The organism is Deltaproteobacteria bacterium (genome assembly GCA_016178705.1).
Classification (GTDB): domain Bacteria; phylum Desulfobacterota; class Binatia; order HRBIN30; family JACQVA1; genus JACOST01.
Window position 1 is genome coordinate 1 of record JACOST010000030.1, and the last position, 17,548, is coordinate 17,548.

Genomic DNA, 17,548 nt, shown 5'->3' on the forward strand with positions numbered 1-17,548 from the left:
ACCCGGACGATCCGCAGCCAAGCACGACGCCACGTCGGAAACAGACCGACCGACCACAGCGAATGATTCACCCAATCCACGATCAGCGCCTCCCGAGACGGAGGCCATGCGGCCAAATGGTTTTTCTACAAGCTCGTTAGTGATGACGAAGGCGGAGCGTGAAACGTTCCTGGCGCAAACGCGTCCGGGCATCTTGAGTGTGGTCGAACTGGGGCGCGGGCCGCTCACCGTTCCCATCTGGTACAGCTACGAACCGGGTGGCGTCGTGCGCATGGTTACCGGCGGCTCGTCGAAGAAGGCCGCGCTCTTGCGCACAGCAGGCCGCGCCAGCTTGTGCGTGCAGACCGAGACGCCGCCGTATCAATACGTCAGCGTCGAAGGTCCGATCACCATCGGCACGCCGGACTTCGAGCGCGACGGTCGTCAAATGGCGATCCGCTACCTAGGCGAGCAGATGGGCGAGATGTATCTCGCCATGACCGCCGACGAGCGAACCGGCAGCGTCCTGGTGTCGTTGAAGCCGGAGCGCTGGCTGTCGGTGGACTACAAGAAGATGGCGTAGGGTGGCTTCGCACGAGGAGGAGCCCCTCGATACGCAGCCCTTCGATACGAAGCCTTCGGCTTCTACTCAGCACTGCTACTCGGGGAAACGGTTCTTTCTCGCACCATTTCGATAGCCGCTTGCCTGAGTATCCCTCTTGACCCGACGCGGTCGCTCGGTATGTAGTGCCGTCATGCAACTCGTGGCGCGCGCGGTGCCTCTCCCCGCCGGATCGGGCTTCACCTGACACAGCCCGATCGATCGCGTGCCGTATCGTCGCTAACTCCGCGCAACATGAACCGACAACACCCACGGGCGCGGACCCGTGGCAGGGGAGTGTAGTGCAATGCCTCACATCTACGGTCTCGATGAGACCGCCAGCGAATTCGCATCGGCAGCCAGTCGCATTGCCGCGGACGTGGCCGCCTCGCACGCGGCGGAAGTCGACGCGCAGGCGATTTTTCCCGCCGTGAGCATCACCGCGCTCGCCGAGCGTGGCTTCTTTGGCCTGTGCGTTGCGCCGGACTTTGGCGGCAAAGGGCAGGGGCCGCGCACCTTTGCCGCCGTGGTCGAAGAGCTCGCCGGCGCGTGCGCCTCAACCGCGATGATCTACGTGATGCACGTCACCGCCGCGCAAGCGATCGCGTCGTCGAGTACGTTGTCGTATCGCGACGACGTGCTGCGACAAATCGCCGCGGGTCGTCACCTCACGACGCTTGCGCTGTCGGAGAAGGGCTCGCGGTCACAGTTCTGGGCGCCGGTATCGCAACTCGTCGAGCAGAACGGCGGCTATGTCACCAGCGCGGCGAAGTCGTGGGTGACCGCGGCCGGGCGCGCCGACTCGTATGTAGCCAGCGCGCAGCGACCAGGCGCGGCCTCACCGCTCGAGTCGACGATCTATTTCGTGCGTCGCGGTGCGCCCGGAGTACGCGTGAGCGCGGGATTCGACGGGCTCGGGTTGCGCGGCAACGACTCGGCGCCCATCACCATCGACAACCTGCGCCTGGTCGCCGGCGATCTGGTGAGCGCGATGGGCGAAGGCGCAAAGACCATGCTCGAAGTCATCCTGCCGTGGTTCGCGATCGGCACTGCGGCGATGGCCAGCGGCCTGTGCCGCGCGGCGCTCGCCGCCACTAGCGCGCACTTGGTGGGCCAGGGCTTCGAGCACAGCGGCAGTCGCTTGCGCGATTTGCCGAATCTGCGCGCCAGGCTAGCGCAGATGAGCGTGCGCACCGAGCAGGTGCGGGCGCTGCTCGGCTACACGTTGGGCGAAATGGAGCGGCCCTCGGCGACCACACCGCTGTATGTATTGCAGACGCGGCTAGCATCGCTCGAGGCCGCCATCGACGTCACCGACGCCGCGATGAAGGCGTGCGGCGGCGCCGCGTTCTCGAAGCACTTGCCGATCGAACGCCTGTTCCGCGACGCCCGTGCCGGATGGGTAATGGCGCCGACCGTCGATCATCTGCACGATTTCATCGGCCGAGCGTTGACGGGAATGGAGTTGTTCGGGTGAAAGTGTGAGACGTGACGCGTGACTCGTGAGTCGTGACGTGCGAAAGCGTGCATCCGCCTCCGACCGATTCACGATTCACGATTCACGACTCACGCGCTACGATCTAGAGGAGATGAACGATGCCAGATTCAACCATTCTACTCGGCGCGGTTGCCTACGATCCGAAGGTCGTGACGATCTGGGAAGGCATTCGCGGACACTTCCAGGAGCAGGGCGTGGCGATGGATTTCGCGCTGTTCTCCAACTACGAGCGCCAGGTGGCGTCGCTGCTGGCGGGACACATCGACGTAGCGTGGAACACACCGCTGGCGCACGTGCAGGTGCAGCGCCGCACGCACGGCCGTTCGTGCGCGCTCGGCATGCGCGACAGTGATCGCGACTTCCACGCCAAGGTGGTGGTGCGCAAGGACGCCGGCATCAGGTCGCTTGCCGATCTCGCCGGCAAGACACTCGCCGTCGGCAGCCGCGACTCCACGCAGGCGCGCATGCTGCCGCTGCACTTCTTGAAGGAAGACGGCGTCGATCTCGCGCGCGTAAAAATCCTCGCGTTTGATACCGACGTCGGCAAGCATGGCGACACCGGCCGCAGCGAGCTCGACGTGCTGGCCGCGCTCAACGACGGGCGCGCGCACGCCGGCACGGTCGGCGACTACATCTGGATCGTCGAGCAAGCGGCCGGTCGCGTCGATCCGGCGAAGCTCGAAGTGTTGTGGACCACGCCCGGCTTTGATCACTGCATGTTCGACGCGCATCCGAACATCGCGAGCGAAAAACTCGACGCGTTCAAACGTGCGCTGTTTGCGATGCAGTGGGAGAACCCGGCGCACCGCCGGTTGATGGAGTTGGAAGGTTTACGAAAGTGGATGCCGCCGCGGGAAGAAGGCTACGACAGCCTGCGCGCCGCGCTTGACGATCAGGGCGGGTGGTGAGCGGTGGCATGCAGATGAAACCGCCGATTCACGCCGGTACGCCGTGCTCTTGCCGATGCATGGGCGACGCATGCATCGCCCCTACGCCGGAGTTTTGGGCGCCAGCCAAGAAATCCCCTCTCCCGGATGGGAGAGGGCTAGGGTGAGGGCGATTCTACATTCACGCACGACGATGCCCAGATGGAGACTTCTGCAATCCCACTAGCCTCGATCGCCATCGACGGCGGCGACCTACCGCTCGGCGGAGGATTGCTGGCGCTCGTGCGTCCTGCCCTCGACCGATTCGATCCGGGCGGCGTGCTGGCGGTGCTGTCGTCGTCGCGCGCAGTGCGCGAGGATCTGCCGTCGTGGTGTCGCGTCGAGAGGCATGAGTATCTCGGTTGCGAAGCTACAACCGATGGCCGTGATCGACATTTGATCCAACGAGGGACGCATGGTGTCGCCGCCGGCGACCGCGAGCACGGCATCACGCTGCCGCAACGCGATGGCCGCCTGACCGCGGCGGACATGCTCGCCGCGGTACCGATGCCGCCGCACTCGCAGCCGACGAGTGGTTTCGCCCCGCGTGGCGCAGTGGTCGAACCGGGTGGGCCGGCGTATCCCTTCACGCTGCTCGAACGCGACCACGTCGCGCCGCCCGAAGTCGCGATGCTGTACGACCAAGCCGTTGCCGCGCAGTGGGACGCAACCCGCGACATCCCGTGGCACACCGTGCGTCCGCTGCCCGACGCGCTGGAAGCGGCCGTCGGCCAGGTGATGACGTTCCTCGCCGAGAACGAATTGGCGGCCCTCTACGTCCCGGCGAACTTCCTGCCGCGCATTCATCCGGCGTATGTCGAAGTGGCGATGTTCTTGGCGAGCCAGCTCGCCGACGAAGCGCGACACATCGACGTGTTCCTCAAGCGCGCGCGGGCCGGCGGTGGCGGTGTGGGAATGTCATCCGCGACGACTTCGCGGTCGTTGCACTCGCTGCTGACGCTCACCGACTTCAGCGGAGCGGCGTTCTTGCTCTCGGTGTTGGGCGAAGGAACGTTTCTCGACTTGCTGCGTTTTGTCGAAGAGCACGCACCCGACGACGCCACCGCAGAGCTGACGCGCCGCGCGCGCACCGACGAAGCTCGCCACGTCCACTTCGGCATCGCGCATGTGAGTCACGGGCTTGCGCACGATCCAACGTTGGCGGCGCGTCTCGAGGCCGCGGTGCGCCGCCGCGCCGCGACGTTGCACGACGCCGGCGGCGCGCCCGCCCCATTGATCGATGCGCTAACGATTCTCGCCGCGCGCGGCACCGACCCGCGCGCCATCGCGCGCGGTCACGAAGCCGTGCGCGAGTTACTCCACACCATGCACGAAGCCCGCACCCGGCGTTTGCAGAGCGCCGGCTTCACGGCAGAGCAAGCCGAGATTCTCTCCGAGTTGCACACGCCGAATTTCATGTGAGCGTTGGTCCGACGGCTAGATCTCCTCACTCGACGCTCAGGTTGGCCGGAGAAAGCTTGAAGCACCGGTTGAAATACCCGCGGACGGTCTGTTGTAGATGCGGATGGCGTGGGCTCAAGCGGTCGCCTCGATCCGCTGGCTTGGGCCTGCGACGTCGCTCACGCGTGCGCCCGGCCGCTTTCGCCGTATGAGCGAGGCCCAGCCAGTAGACTTTGGACAGCCACTTCAAGTGCTGCCCACGTCGGGTCGCGACTGTCGAGCGCGTTGACTTCGGCAGTAGGCGCCTTATCGCTCCGAAGTGCGTGGCTGGACTGGTTGCGGCGCCAGCGCGCAACGAGCGCCAGCACGGCCGGCAGGAGCAACGTCCACGGCCGGTCGCCACCGCCGCCCGTCTGACACCCGCCCGCAGCGTTCAGCGATGCCCCCGTGCTCGCTTCGCTGGTGTTCGGGATGCGAGAAGGCGGCACGACGATCGCTCCATCGGCGCCCATCGCTTTCAGTCTCTGTCCAAACTGATCTGAAGCCACGACGTTGGAGATGCGCAACGGGTACGTCCCGGCAGCGAGGTCGTCCGCAATTTTCACGTTGCAGGTGTAGAGGAGGGACCCGTCTGGAATCGGCGCGGCGTCGTCGAACGAGAACACCAGAATGCGAACGCTCGTACAATCCACTCCCGGGGTACATGTCGCGGGGACGAACGCGAATGCGGTGCCGGAGAGGCCGAGGTGCGCGTTCGGCTGGCAATCAGGCCGTCCGCCGGGATTAGCTGCGATCGATGCGCCGGCGCTGAACGTTAGGTCGTTCTGTGTGCCCGCGACGTCATTGCCAGCGTTTGTCAACGTCACCCCGACGCTCCGCGTCGCTCCCGGCGTCACGGTAGCCGATCCAACCGCCAAGCAGATCGTGTTTGGCTCACACTCAGTTGTGGACGAGGGCACTGACGCGATCGCGATACGGCTCGGCCAGCAGTCAACTGCGGAATCGCAGAGCGGGATGTTGCTGGTGATTGTATTGGTGGCCGTGTCGATGACGGCGAGCGACTGGCTGGCGCGGTTGGCCACGTAGGCGGAGCGACCTTCCGGCGTGATCGCGATGCCCTCCGGAAAGCTGCCGTCGGGCAGAGTGATCGTCGCCGCAAGTGTTGCGGTTGCGGCATCGATCACAGCAACCCTATCGGTGCCCACGTCCGGCCAGGTGAGGGTGACGTAGACGGAGCGACCGTCAGGCGTGACAGCAATGCCCGCTGGAAAGTCCGGCGCTGGTAGCGTCACGGTGGCCCTCACCGTGTTGGTTGCCGTGCTGATGATCGAGAGGCTTGCGCTGCAGCCCGAAGAGAAAGCGCACGAATAGCCAACGATGCTCGTCGCATACGCGAACGCCCCGTCCGGGCTCAGCGCAATCTCGCCCGGTCCGACGCCGCCGATGGTGGCCGCGAGTTGCTCGGTGGTCGTATCGAGCACGTACACTTCGCCGCCTGACAGATGGTCACAGTGATACTTGCAGGCCGGTACGTACGCACTGCGACCGTCAGACGTGATGGCAATCGCGTACGGCTCGTCGGCCACCGGGATGCTCGCGACGATGGTGTCGGTGGCCGTCTCCATGACCGAGACGACGTGGTGCTCCGGCCACCCCTCGTACCACGAGCTTGCCAAATACACGAAACGAGCGTCGGGGGTGATGGCCGCCCGCTTGGCTGCCCCGACGAAGGCCTCGTTGACGAAGGTGTTCGACCGGCCGTCGAGAAGCGACAACGCGCTGAGTTGGAGCACGTACCCGAAGCGACCGCTGGGAGTAAACACAATGTCGTCGACACGCCACCAATCCTGCGGGATCGAGGCGACGACTGTGTTGGTGGCAACGTCGACGACCCGGATTTGGCCCTTCTGGCCATCCCGATTGTCGGCGACGTACGCGAACGGATTTGCCGACGCGGTTCGGCAGAGGCCGTGCAATGTTATCGAGAAGATTGCGGCCACGACAGCGGTTCGCGGCAAAGCGGGCAGCCAGATTGCTCGGCGCAGCACGCTGTTGAAGCTCTCATCCCGCTGCAGGCAAAGCAAGAAAAAAAACGCCTCACTCGGTAGTCCGTTACATTCCATCAATAGAAGTCGTAGCGGTATCGATTCAGCTCGAAGTAGCGACAGAGGTGTCGGAGGACTTCCTCACGATCGGTTTGTGGCGGCATGTCGGTACCGACCTCGCGCACGGAGTCTCGATCGACAACGAAATCGAACGGACCAGTTACCATCATCTCGGTGAAGACAACATATCGACGCGATCCAACTCTTACTTCATGTTGGTCGCGCCCGCGTCGCCGAACCATTGTACCTTCAGCCACACGTGAGAATGAATGGAACAATCGCCAGAGTCTGTCCTTCCAGAGCATCGCTATCGAGCTGCTAACCGCCACGGTCGCCCGCAAGGCATTCACGAGCTCGGCGGCGTCGGCACCACACCGAGCTGACGCAAGGCGTGGAGGTTGTCGACGAGGCCGCGCTGATGCACGACTTTGCCGTCGGTGAAGCGCAGGATCAAAATCTCCTCATAGCGGAGCTGCTTGCCGGTCGGCGGGATTGGTCCCCACGGTCCCTTCTGTGTGCCGGTGATCGTCAAGCGCACGACCACTTTGTCGTCTTCGGCGATCATCTCCTCCAGCGCCTCGTGGTAGTCGGGGAATGTGGCGCGCGCGTTCTGCACCATGGCCTTGATGGCGGCGTGACCGGTGCGCAACGGCGCGTAGGGCCGATAGTCGGACACGTAGTCCGGCGAGTAGAGTTCCTCGATCTGGTCGACATTGCCGGTGTTCCACATCTCGAACAAACGACGAACGATGGCTTTGTTGTCGATGGACATCACAACCCTCCAACCCCGTGCTGGCTGCGCGATAGCGCAAATCGCTGTTCGCTACCATTCGGGCAGCGCTCCGCGCAAGGTGGCCCCTCGATACGCAGCCCTTCGATACGAAGCCTTCGGCTTCTACTCAGTGCGGCTACTCGGGGAAGCGGTTTGTTTTCACGATCTCTCCAAATCCGTTTGCCCGAGTAGATCGCGAAGCGATCGTATCGAGGGCCTTCTTGTGCCAAGCCCCATTGGAGCAGATCTCGGCAGCGCTCTCGCTGTCCATGTCCTGGATGGCGGCAGCCGTCCCTGGCTGCCCGGCCCGTTCAGCCGTCGGCGGTCACAACGTGCGCACGTGCCACTCGGCAGTCACGGCGAAGTCGCGTTGCGCGAGGAACGCGCGCTTGCGCGCATCGAGATGTGCGCAGATGACTATGCACGCACCGGCGCCGCGCTGTTTGCTGCGCGCTTCGATCTCGGCCAGCAGCGCGCGGCCGACGGTCGGCCAATCATCTTCCGACGTTACGCAGAAGTCGTCGATCAAACAACCCGGTCCGCCCGGTGCATACACGGGTGGCGCGGGCGTGAGCCGGCCGATCACGAAGCCGCGCAGCGATCCCTCTTCGTCATCGACCAGCGCGATGGTGTCGTCGAGTCCAAGTAGAATCTCGAACCAGGTCACTTGCCGCGCGAAGGAATCCTCGGCCTTGCGCCAGAAGGTTGGCGAGTACGTGGTCAGACGCTGGCGAAACGCCTCGGAAAGCGTCACCATCGCTTCGATGTCGGCGGGAGTCGCGTCGCGAATCGCCATGGGTCGCCTAGCGGTCCGTTGTCGGCGGCGTGTTGTAGCCCGCGTCGCCGTAGGGCCGCAGCTTATCGAGCCACAGCGACTCCAGCGTGTTGAGATCCTCGCGGTAGTCGTGGCTCTTGTCTTCGACGGGAGGCAGTTCGTCCAGCACCTCGAAGGAAAAGCCGTCGGCGCCGTACGTGGTCCAGTCTTGCTGGAGCGCCGCGATCTTGTGGCTACCATGCTGCAACTGGAAGCGGGTGCGATTCAGACTGCCTGGCAGGTTCAGGCTAGCGCCGAGCAGAATCTTGCCGTTGGTGCGATTGCGAACGGCGAAGATGCCCATCGGCGGTGTCGACTCTTTGTATTGGCGTTTGAGTTCGGCGCGGTTGTCCATCGGATCGACTTTCTATCATTTTCGCGTACGCGGAGGCCATGGTGCCGCCTACACGACTGTGAGTGTTCTGGTGACCTCCGCCACGTGCCTACCTTGGAAGCGGGCGATGATGAGTTCGTTCTCGCTCGGCTGCCGTTGGCCATCGCTGCCGGCCATGGTGCTGGCGCCGTAGGGCGTACCACCGGTGATCTCACTCATGTTGTTCAGTTCAGCGCAGGAGTAGGGCACGCCGACGATGATCATGCCGTGATGGATCAGGGTCGGGTAGAAGGACAGGATCGTCGTCTCCTGTCCGCCGTGTTGCGTTGCGGTGCTGGTGAACACGCTGCCGACCTTTCCCACCAGCGCGCCTTGCACCCATAGCTTGCCGGTCTGATCGAGGAAGTTGCGCATCTGCGCGGCCATGTTTCCGAACCGCGTCGGTGTGCCGAAGATGATGGCGTCGTAGTCGGCCAACTCGCTCGGCTTGGCGAGCGGCGCGGATTGGTCAAGCTTCGCGCCGTGGTTGCGCGCGACATCTTCCGGCATCAAATCGGGCACCCGCTTGATCGTGACATCCGTGCCCGCCACGCCGCGAGCGCCGTCGGCGATGGCGTGCGCCAACGTCTCCACGTGGCCGTACATGCTGTAGTAGAGAATCAGAACTTTGCTCATGATGCCTCCCGACCGCGTCCGTCCATAGCAACCACAAACCAGGAACCACAAACGAAGGCTTCGGCATTGACAGGCGACCGCTGGATCGGCCAGACATGGGGCCAAGAAGTTGAAAGTCGAAAGCGGAAAGTCGAAAGCCAGAGACCACACACTACCTCGAAAGGTTGATGCAATGGGAAAGTTGAACGACAAGGTGGCAATCGTGACCGGCGGTGCGTTCGGCAACGGGCGCGGTATCGCGGTGCGGTTTGCGGCAGAGGGCGCGGATGTGGTCATCGCGGATGTCGACGAAGCTCGCATGGCGGAGACGGCGGAGCTGATCCGCGCGCAGGGCCGGCGCGCATTGGTTCAGCGCTGCGACGTATCCAAGAAAGTCGATATCGATCAGCTCATCAGTGCCGCGGTCGCGCAGTTCGGCCACGTCGACATCGCGGTGGCCAACGCGGGGGTGGTCGAGAAGGATACCGACTGCTTGCGGATGACCGAGGCGCAGTGGGACCGCACGATCAGTGTCAATCTCAAGGGCGTGTTCTTCACGCTGCAGGCCGCCGCGAATCAGATGATCGCGCAAGGCCGCGGCGGCCGGTTGATCGCCACCGCGAGTGTGATGGCGGAGTGGGGCAGCGCCGGGAGCCCGGCGTACTGCGCCAGCAAAGGGGGGGTGAAGCAGTTGGTGAAATCGTTTGCGATCGCCTGCGGACGGTCCGGCATCACCTGCAACGCGATCGGTCCCGGCTTCATCGCCACGGGGATGACCCAAAACATCCTCGACAATCCGATGATGGCGAACGCTCTGGTGGACCGAACGCCGGTCGGCCGCATCGGTGAGCCCGGCGACGTGGCCAACGTCGCTGCCTTCCTCGCCGGCGACGCCGCCGGGTTCATGACCGGCACGATTCTCTTTCCCGACGGCGGCATCACCGCCGGAATGTATTCTGCCACGGCGGCGCAGATGGCTGCGCAGATGGCCGCCCAGCAGAGCGCCGGGCGCTGACACGATGGATTTGTCACTCGCCGGCAAGGTGGCGTTGGTCACCGGCGCAGCGCGCGGAATCGGCCGCGCCATCGCGCTGGAGTTGGCGCACGCGGGTGCCGCGGTCGCCGTTGGCGATGTGCGCCTCGCGAAATATCAGGGCGAGCGCTACTACCGATTGTCACGCCGAGTGTCGGGTGCGGATGAAGACGTGCCGACGGTCGACGCGATCATTCAAGCTGGTAGCCGTGCCGTCGGGATCGAGTTCGATGTCGCCGATAGCGCGCAGGTACGCGACGCGGTCACGCGAGCGACTCAAGAGTTGGGGCCGATCGACATTCTCGTCAACAACGCCGGCATCGTGAACAACCTCGCCTCGGTCGCCGTGATGGCGCGCGACGCGTGGGATCGCGAGTTGGCGGTGAATCTCAGCGGCCAGTTCGCGTGCATTCAAACATGCGTGCCGGGGATGGCGGAGCGCGGGTGGGGGCGCATCATCAATATGTCCTCAGTGGCGGCCGAGCAGCCGCTGCCACTGCAGCCGGCGTACGCGGCGAGCAAGGCCGGCGTGATTGCGCTGACGAAAACCGTGGCGAAGGAGTACGCCGCGCGCGGCGTGACGTGCAATGCTGTGCTGCCCGGGCTCATCGCCACGCCGCTGGTGCTGTCGATGCCGGAGCCAGCCCGCGCCGCGGTGGTGCGACAAGTCCCGGCGCAGCGGCTCGGGCAGCCCAGCGAGATCGCCGCTGTCGTCGTGTTCCTCGCCTCGCGCGCAGCGGCCTTTGTGAACGGTGTGGCGATTCCGGTCGATGGTGGATTGTTGCTGGGGCCGATGTCGTAGACGGCACGTCCGAAGCTAAGTACCTCGTTTCGGAATTACAGTAACGAATCGGACGAGGGTTCCTTCTCCCGGATGGGAGAAGGTCAGGATGAGGGGGATGAACTTGATCGGCGAAGCCTACATTCCAGTCTGCTCAGATTCGGCGGCACGTGGAACCTTGTGGCCTTCGGCATTGTCAAATCGCCCTCACCTTGATCCTCTCCCATCCGGGAGAGGAGACCCTTCACAATACGTCACTGCATTTGCGAGAGGCCGCCACTAAGCGCGGCGATAGCGCGTTCGGAAGGCGTATTGATGGAGGCAAGATGGAGCGGAGCGACAAACGCATTCTGACCACTCACGCTGGCAGCCTGCCGCGGCCGGCGGCGTTGGTGGAGTTGATGGTGAAGAAGAGCCGGCGCGAGCTGGTGGACGCCGCTGTGTTTGCGGAGACGGTCGAGCGGGCGACGCAGCATGTCGTTACGCGCCAGCTCGAAGTCGGCGTCGACGTTGGCAACAACGGCGAGCAGCCGCGCGAGAGTTTCTTCACCTACGTGCAGCATCGCCTAAGTGGCTTCGGCGGCCAGAGCCAACGGCCGATCATGCGCGACATCGTTCGCTATCAGAGCTTTTTGAATCTCAAACTTCCCGACTTCTCGGGCACGATGGTAAGCCTGATGAACGCGCCGAAGGCCATCGGCGCCGTGCAGTACGTCGATCGCTCAGAGGTTGAACGGGAGTGCGCCAACTACCGGCGGATACTCGGCGACCAGGCAAGTGGCTTCGTCGAGTCGTTCATGAGCGCGGCGTCGCCGGGAATCGTCGCCAGCGCGATGTTGAACGAACACTACGCCAGCGACGACGACTATGTCATGGCGCTCGCCGACGCGCTGAAGGTGGAATACGAGTACATTGTCGAGCAGGGCTTCGTGCTGCAGCTGGATTGCCCCGACTTGGCGATGGAGCGGCACACGTCGTTCGCCGACCGGCCGTTGGCGGACTTCCTGGCCTTCGTCGACCGCAACATCGTGGCCATCAACCGCGCGCTGGCGAACATCCCACGCGAGCGCGTGCGCTTGCACGTGTGCTGGGGCAACTACGAAGCGCCGCACGACCTCGACGTGCCGCTCGACGACATTCTCCCGCGCCTCTACCAGGCGCGCGTCGGTGCGTTGGTGTTGTCGATGGGCAATCCGCGCCACGCGCACGAGCACCGCTGCTTCGCGCGCCATCCGCTGCCCGCCGACATGCTCTTGGTCGCCGGCGTGATCGACACAACCACCAACTACGTCGAGCATCCCGAAGTGGTGGCCGACCGCATCGAGCTGGCGGCGCGCGCCGTCGGCGATCCGCACCGCGTCCTCGCCGGCACCGACTGCGGCTTCGACACGGCAGCCGGCCTGGGCGAGGTGGCTGAAGAGGTGGTGTGGGAGAAGTTGCGCGCCCTGCGCGCCGGCGCGGATCTGGCGACGCGGCGGCTGCTCTGATGCGACTGTTTTGTTGATCATGCCATGACGGGACGGCGTGCCGGCGGCCGACTGAAACAGTGGGCACATCTCGCGCTGCTGCTCGCCGCCGCGCATTGTAGTCCGCCGCCGCGTAGCGGTGCGCCGGTGGTGGCGAGCAACCACGTGCGCGGGCCGATCGCGATGCCGGAAGAACGCGCCACGGTCGAAGTCAACGCGGCGCTGCTGCGGTCGGCCGATCCCTGCCAGGACTTTTATCGCTTCGCCTGCGGTGGTTGGCTCAACAAGGTGGCGATGCCCTCGGACTATTCGATGTGGGGCCGTGGAATGATCGAGGTCCGCGAATTCCAGCTTCGGGAGTTGCGGCGGTTGTTGAGCGAGGATCCTGCCGATGATCCTGGGCTGAGCAGCGCGGAAGACTTCTTCCGCGCCTGTAGCGAGGCAGGCGATGCGGCAACCGCCGCGGCGAACCTTCAGCCGTTCGTCGACCTGATCGCAAGCGTAAACAACGCGGCGGCGCTGATGCACGCGGTTGGTGTCTTGCACATGATTGGTGTGCCGGTGCTGTTCACCATCACCACCGGCCCCGATTGGATGAATCCGGAGATGACCCTCGTAAGCCTCGACCAAGGGGGCCTCGGGTTGCACGTCCCGAGTTTCTATCTCGGCACAGATCTCGTCAGTCACACGGTGCGCGATCAGTACCGCGCGCACGTGGTGCGTATGCTGGCGTTGGTGGGTGAGTCCGACGCCGCTGCGGATGAGCAGGCGAACACCGTGATGGCTTTCGAGCACAGCCTCGCCGAGATCTTCCGCGCGCGCGATCCACAGCTTGAGCCCCAACGCCTGTATCGCAAGGCTGCCGTGACCGAGTTGCAGGAACTCACGCCGCATCTTCCATGGGAAGCCTACTTCACGGAGATTGGTCACTCGGGGAGCGGCGGGTTCAACGTCGCCGCTCCGGAATACCTGAGCGAGTTGGATCGCTTGATCGCCGCCTCCGACTTCCGCGTGGTGCGAGCCTACCTCCGCTGGCAGCTCGTCCACTACACTGCGGAGATGCTTGCGGACGCGGTCGCGGCAGAGCATTTTAGATTCTACCAATCGATCGTGGGCTCTAATGATGCGGAACCGCGGTGGCGACGGTGTGTGCAGTCCACCGATCAAGCGCTGGGCGATAGCCTGGCGCGCGCGTATCTCAATCGCCATCCCGTTGGCGAAAGCGAGCGCGGGGTTCACGACATGATTGGCTACGTGGCGCCAGCGGTTGAGGCGATGGTCTCCGAGGCGGCATGGATGGACGCGAACACGCGCGGCGCCGCCGCCGCAAAATTGCGCGGAGTCAAACTCCAAGTCGGCCACCCCACCCCATGGCCGGATCGAGATGAAGCGCCGGAGTCTTCCGGGGACTACTTTGCCAAGAGCGCAGCGATTCGGCGGACGGAGTTTGCGCGCGCGCTCAGTCGCGTTGGTACGCCCATCGATCGCTCGCGCTGGATCGCTCCAGCGTTGACGGTGAACGCGTTCTACAGCGCGCCGCTCAACCAGATCACGATTCCGGCTGGGATCATGCGCCCGCCCTTCTTCGATCCAGGGTTCCCGGCGGCCGTCAATTTCGGTGGATTGGGCACGATCATCGCACATGAGTTCAGCCACGCCATCGACCGCGCCGGTCGCCACTTTGACGGAGCCGGACGATTGTCAGATTGGTGGGGGCAGGCGACGGTCGAGCAGTTCGTGCAACCCGCGCAATGCCTGCGGCGGGTGTATGGGTCAACGCCGGCGGTAAAGTTGCGCCCGACACTCGCGCCAATAAACGTCAACGGTGAGGTGACGCTGACTGAGAACATGGCCGACATCGCCGGCGTCAGGGCGGCGTACCGAGCCTACAAGCAGTGGACGGTCAGTCACGACGATCCCCCCTCACGAGTTACCGGACTCAACAACGATCAACTCTTCTTCGTGGCGTTCGCGCAAGCGTGGTGTACCCGAGCGAAGCCGGAGGCCGAACTGGCGTTGATGATGATCGACCGTCACGCTCCACCGCATGTCCGTGTCAACGGCTCGCTGTCGCAGTCGCCGGACTTTGCCGAAGCGTTCGGATGCGAGATCGGTACCCGCATGCACCCCACCGATGTGTGCTCGGTGTGGTGAGACGATCGCGGTCGACGAACTCGGGGGGCTTCCGCTCGTGCCTCCCCGGGCGCAGATCTAGCCAGACGCGACGCGCTCTGGTATCCGGCGCATCTTTCCGTCTCTGACTCTGAGAAGGGCGCAACAGCATGGAACGCTTCGGTCTCGACTTCGGCACGACCAACTCCTCGCTCACCTGGGCGCGCGGTGCGGGCGACGTCACGCTCTGCGACCTCGACTTGCCGGCGATCAATCCGCGCGTGTTGCGCAGCTTGATCTACTTCTCGCTCGACGCGCGCGACTTCGTGGTCGGCCAACGCGCGATCGCGGAGTATCTTGCCGAGGACATGCAAGGCACGCTGATCCAGTCGATCAAGACCTTCCTGGCCGATAACTCGTTCGAGCAAACCTGGATCAACGATCGTTACTACAAACTCGAAGACTTGATCGCGGTGATCTTCCGCCACGTGCGCGCGGTCATCGCGCGGCTCACCGACGAGGACGTGTTCATGGTCATCGGCCGCCCCGCCGTCTTCGTCGAGCGCCCCGAGCGCGAGGCGATTGCGCAGGACCGTTTGCGCAAAGCCGCGCAGCTCGCCGGGTTCTTCGACGTGGAGTTTCAGTACGAACCGATCGCAGCGGGTCTGGCCTACGAGTCGTCGTTGACCAAACCGGAGTTGGCGCTGATCGCCGACCTCGGCGGCGGCACGTCGGATTTCACCGTCATGCGTCTCGGCGCCGGCACCGACGGCGATCGGCGTGACGACATCCTGGCGACCCGCGGTGTGCAGATCGCCGGCGACTCGTTCAACGCGCGCATCATGGCGCAGAAGCTCGCCAAGTATTTCGGCGCCGGCACCACCTATCGCACGATGGAAGGGCGCCAGATGCCGTTTCCGAAGATGCTGCTGGCGCAGCTCAGCCGCTGGCATCAAGTGACGTTTCTCCGCAGCCCGAAGACGCGCGAGTTGCTCGGCCACATCCGCTGGACCTCGAACGCACCGCGCACTGTGAAAGCGTTCGAAACCCTGCTCGACGGCAACTACGCGTTCTTTCTGTTTCAGGAAATCGAGCAGGCGAAGAGCCAGCTGTCCGATCGCGAGGAAGCGGTGATCCGCTTCCAGCGTGACGAGATCGATGTCGACGAACGCCTCACGCGTGCCGAGTTCGAACACCTGATCGCGCCCGATCAAGCGCAAGTGCGTCGCTGCATGGAGTCCGTACTGAGTGCGGCCGGCGTGACGGCTGGCGACATCGACGCCGTCTTCCTCACCGGCGGCTCGGCGCAAATCCCGGTGATCCGAAAAATGTTCGCCGATACGTTCGGCGCGGAGAAGCTCAAGGCCCAGGACTACCTCACCTCGGTGGCGTTTGGATTGGGAGTGAGCGCGCTGCGATCGCAACCTAGTTCGACCGCGCAGTAGCTGCGGTGTTGGCGACCTGCATTCTTCTCTGAAGTGTAGGGGCGATGCATGCATCGCCCTCCGTCTTCTCAGCAACGACACGTGGATCGGAGGGCGACGCATGCGTCGCCCCTACAAACACCCCTGCTGCGCAGCATACGCGCCGGTTTCTCCGCCGCGCGTTGCATGTTATCCCGTCAGTGTGAGGGTCGACGGGTCGTGAGTATCGAGCAGAGCAGCGGGGCAGGTGTGCGCACGGCAAGCACGGAGCACGACGAGGCGCTGCGCGGCGCGATCGCGCGCGCGCGCCGTAGCCCGTTCTACGCGCAACACTTGGCTGGCCACGAGTTGCGCACTCGCGCCGATCTGACGGCGTTACCGCTGACGTTCAAATCACACCTGCGCGACGCGAGTCCGTTCGGCATGCTCGCGGTGCCCGCCGCGAAAGCCTGGCACTACCACGAATCGAGCGGTACGACTGGCGAGCCGATCTCGACGTGGTGCGGCCTCGGCGAGCTACGCCTGATGGCCGCGGTGGTGCATCGCATGGTGCCGGAGCTGGCGCAGGACACGGTGTTGCTCAATCGCTTCCCCCTGTTCGCACCCGTGTCGTTCGTCTTTGAAGAAGCGCTGCGCATGGCGGGCGCCTGCCACATTGCCGCCGGCAACGTGAGCTGGGACGTGCCGTTCACCCGCGCGCTCGATTTCATGCGCCGGCTCAAGGTTACCGCCCTCAGTTGCCTGCCGCTCGAACCGATTCTGCTGCGTGAGTTGGCGCGCGAGCAAGGCGTCGACCTTAAAGAGTTCGCGTCGCTCAAGGTCATCTTTGCCGGCGGCGCCGTGCTGACGCCGGCGTTGCGCCGGGTGATCGAAACGGATTGGAGCGCGCGCGTCGTCGAGATCTACGGCTCGAACGAAACTATGCTGATGGGCGTCGGCTGCACCGCGGGGCGGCTGCACTTGTGTACCAACCTGCTCGAGTTCGAGGTCCTCGATCCTGCTACGCACATCCCCGTCGCTGCGGGCCAGCCCGGCTTGCTGACGGTGACCAGCCTGGTTCACGAAGCCATGCCGCTGGTCCGCTACGTTACCGGCGACCTCGTGCGTGTGCGCACGGAGTTCTGTCGCTGCGGCCAGGCCGGTCAGGTGGCGGAAGTGTTTGGGCGCGCGGACGAAGTGGTCGAGATCGGCGGTGCGCGCGCGACCTCCTACGATATCATGGATGCGGCTTACGACTTCGCCGATGGCTTGGGCACGCGTGTGTTCTTCATGCTGATCCGCAAGCGCGGGCTGCACTTGCTGATCGAAGTGGCGGAGCCGCAGCGCGCGCGCGATGCGAGTGCGGAGCGCACGCTCGCCGAGCGTATCGGCTTGCCGGTGACGGTTGAGTACCTCGCGCACAACGAGGTGATGGATCGCACCGCGTTGTTTCGGACGCCGAAGATCTACAAGCCGACGCAAATCAGCGATTGGCGCGGTGATGGACGCAAGACGATCACCATCATGGAAGCGCTGCTCGAATGGCCGCAGTTCGACTGGCGCACGCTGATGCACATCGGCCTGCGCCAGCTCCGCAACGCCCGCCGCCGCCGCCGACTGCTGCGCGAAGACCGTTGATCGAATGCGGATTGCGGAATGTGGAGTGCGG

General features: G+C 64.4%; 16 protein-coding genes. 10 read left to right on the plus strand and 6 right to left on the minus strand.

Features of this window, described 5'->3' with window-relative positions; genetic code table 11:
• The first annotated feature begins 142 nt into the window (after positions 1-142).
• The 4 genes from HYR72_21030 (at position 143) to HYR72_21045 (ending at position 4,426) form a co-directional block, all read left to right on the plus strand.
• On the plus strand, positions 143-562 hold the full coding sequence (locus HYR72_21030) for a pyridoxamine 5'-phosphate oxidase family protein (GenBank protein ID MBI1817466.1): 420 nt from the start codon (positions 143-145) through the stop codon (positions 560-562).
• Positions 563-887: 325 nt separating this feature from the next.
• Entirely contained in the window at positions 888-2,057 is a 1,170-nt protein-coding gene (locus HYR72_21035) for an acyl-CoA/acyl-ACP dehydrogenase (protein MBI1817467.1), read from the plus strand.
• A gap of 119 nt (positions 2,058-2,176) precedes the next feature.
• On the plus strand, positions 2,177-2,986 hold the full coding sequence (locus tag HYR72_21040) for a phosphate/phosphite/phosphonate ABC transporter substrate-binding protein (protein MBI1817468.1): 810 nt from the start codon (positions 2,177-2,179) through the stop codon (positions 2,984-2,986).
• A 180-nt stretch (positions 2,987-3,166) separates the two neighbouring features.
• A complete protein-coding gene (locus HYR72_21045; GenBank protein ID MBI1817469.1) occupies positions 3,167-4,426 on the plus strand; it encodes a ferritin-like domain-containing protein in 1,260 nt (419 codons plus the stop codon).
• A 158-nt stretch (positions 4,427-4,584) separates the two neighbouring features.
• Here HYR72_21045 and HYR72_21050 read toward each other — a convergent pair whose 3' ends face one another.
• The 6 genes from HYR72_21050 to wrbA form a co-directional block, all read right to left on the minus strand.
• Complete coding sequence (locus HYR72_21050) at positions 4,585-6,528, minus strand: YncE family protein (protein ID MBI1817470.1); 1,944 nt, start codon at positions 6,526-6,528, stop codon at positions 4,585-4,587.
• Positions 6,528-6,752 carry a hypothetical protein gene (locus HYR72_21055; GenBank protein MBI1817471.1) on the minus strand — a complete coding sequence of 75 codons (225 nt, stop codon included), beginning with the start codon at positions 6,750-6,752 and terminating at the stop codon, positions 6,528-6,530. Before HYR72_21055 ends, HYR72_21050 begins: the two co-directional genes overlap by 1 nt.
• Before the next feature lie 104 nt (positions 6,753-6,856).
• A complete protein-coding gene (locus HYR72_21060; protein MBI1817472.1) occupies positions 6,857-7,282 on the minus strand; it encodes an ester cyclase in 426 nt (141 codons plus the stop codon).
• A 325-nt stretch (positions 7,283-7,607) separates the two neighbouring features.
• Complete coding sequence (locus tag HYR72_21065) at positions 7,608-8,078, minus strand: N-acetyltransferase (protein ID MBI1817473.1); 471 nt, start codon at positions 8,076-8,078, stop codon at positions 7,608-7,610.
• Positions 8,079-8,085: 7 nt separating this feature from the next.
• Positions 8,086-8,400 (minus strand): GIY-YIG nuclease family protein, encoded by a 315-nt coding sequence (locus HYR72_21070; GenBank protein ID MBI1817474.1) that lies wholly within the window; start codon positions 8,398-8,400, stop codon positions 8,086-8,088.
• Between the two features lie 99 nt (positions 8,401-8,499).
• Positions 8,500-9,105, minus strand: coding sequence for an NAD(P)H:quinone oxidoreductase (gene wrbA, locus HYR72_21075; GenBank protein MBI1817475.1), 606 nt, complete (start codon positions 9,103-9,105; stop codon positions 8,500-8,502).
• A 172-nt stretch (positions 9,106-9,277) separates the two neighbouring features.
• Between wrbA and HYR72_21080 the strand changes: the two genes are divergently transcribed.
• The 6 genes from HYR72_21080 to HYR72_21105 all read left to right on the plus strand — a co-directional run bounded on the left by HYR72_21080 (position 9,278) and on the right by HYR72_21105 (position 17,517).
• Positions 9,278-10,099, plus strand: a complete 822-nt coding sequence (locus HYR72_21080; protein ID MBI1817476.1) for an SDR family oxidoreductase — start codon at positions 9,278-9,280, stop codon at positions 10,097-10,099.
• 4 nt (positions 10,100-10,103) lie between these two features.
• The gene (locus tag HYR72_21085) at positions 10,104-10,919 is read left to right on the plus strand and encodes an SDR family oxidoreductase (protein MBI1817477.1); all 816 of its coding nucleotides are present in this window, start codon (positions 10,104-10,106) and stop codon (positions 10,917-10,919) included.
• Between the two features lie 305 nt (positions 10,920-11,224).
• Positions 11,225-12,385 carry a methionine synthase gene (locus HYR72_21090; protein ID MBI1817478.1) on the plus strand — a complete coding sequence of 387 codons (1,161 nt, stop codon included), beginning with the start codon at positions 11,225-11,227 and terminating at the stop codon, positions 12,383-12,385.
• Positions 12,386-12,409: 24 nt separating this feature from the next.
• Positions 12,410-14,518, plus strand: coding sequence for a M13 family metallopeptidase (locus HYR72_21095; protein ID MBI1817479.1), 2,109 nt, complete (start codon positions 12,410-12,412; stop codon positions 14,516-14,518).
• Between the two features lie 128 nt (positions 14,519-14,646).
• Complete coding sequence (locus tag HYR72_21100) at positions 14,647-15,921, plus strand: Hsp70 family protein (GenBank protein ID MBI1817480.1); 1,275 nt, start codon at positions 14,647-14,649, stop codon at positions 15,919-15,921.
• Positions 15,922-16,119: 198 nt separating this feature from the next.
• Positions 16,120-17,517, plus strand: a complete 1,398-nt coding sequence (locus tag HYR72_21105) for a phenylacetate--CoA ligase family protein (protein ID MBI1817481.1) — start codon at positions 16,120-16,122, stop codon at positions 17,515-17,517.
• The last annotated feature ends 31 nt before the right edge of the window (positions 17,518-17,548 follow it).

Bases quoted from the DNA above. Each gene is read 5' to 3' on its own strand.
- HYR72_21045 (MBI1817469.1), top strand. From the start codon at position 3,167: ATGGAGACTTCTGCAATCCCACTAGCCTCGATCGCCATCGACGGCGGC.
- HYR72_21040 (MBI1817468.1), top strand. From the start codon at position 2,177: ATGCCAGATTCAACCATTCTACTCGGCGCGGTTGCCTACGATCCGAAG.
- HYR72_21055 (MBI1817471.1), bottom strand. From the start codon at position 6,752: ATGGTTCGGCGACGCGGGCGCGACCAACATGAAGTAAGAGTTGGATCG.
- HYR72_21095 (MBI1817479.1), top strand. From the start codon at position 12,410: ATGACGGGACGGCGTGCCGGCGGCCGACTGAAACAGTGGGCACATCTC.
- HYR72_21030 (MBI1817466.1), top strand. From the start codon at position 143: ATGACGAAGGCGGAGCGTGAAACGTTCCTGGCGCAAACGCGTCCGGGC.
- wrbA (MBI1817475.1), bottom strand. From the start codon at position 9,105: ATGAGCAAAGTTCTGATTCTCTACTACAGCATGTACGGCCACGTGGAG.
- HYR72_21080 (MBI1817476.1), top strand. From the start codon at position 9,278: ATGGGAAAGTTGAACGACAAGGTGGCAATCGTGACCGGCGGTGCGTTC.
- HYR72_21050 (MBI1817470.1), bottom strand. From the start codon at position 6,528: ATGGAATGTAACGGACTACCGAGTGAGGCGTTTTTTTTCTTGCTTTGC.
- HYR72_21065 (MBI1817473.1), bottom strand. From the start codon at position 8,078: ATGGCGATTCGCGACGCGACTCCCGCCGACATCGAAGCGATGGTGACG.
- HYR72_21100 (MBI1817480.1), top strand. From the start codon at position 14,647: ATGGAACGCTTCGGTCTCGACTTCGGCACGACCAACTCCTCGCTCACC.
- HYR72_21060 (MBI1817472.1), bottom strand. From the start codon at position 7,282: ATGTCCATCGACAACAAAGCCATCGTTCGTCGTTTGTTCGAGATGTGG.
- HYR72_21090 (MBI1817478.1), top strand. From the start codon at position 11,225: ATGGAGCGGAGCGACAAACGCATTCTGACCACTCACGCTGGCAGCCTG.
- HYR72_21070 (MBI1817474.1), bottom strand. From the start codon at position 8,400: ATGGGCATCTTCGCCGTTCGCAATCGCACCAACGGCAAGATTCTGCTC.
- HYR72_21035 (MBI1817467.1), top strand. From the start codon at position 888: ATGCCTCACATCTACGGTCTCGATGAGACCGCCAGCGAATTCGCATCG.
- HYR72_21085 (MBI1817477.1), top strand. From the start codon at position 10,104: ATGGATTTGTCACTCGCCGGCAAGGTGGCGTTGGTCACCGGCGCAGCG.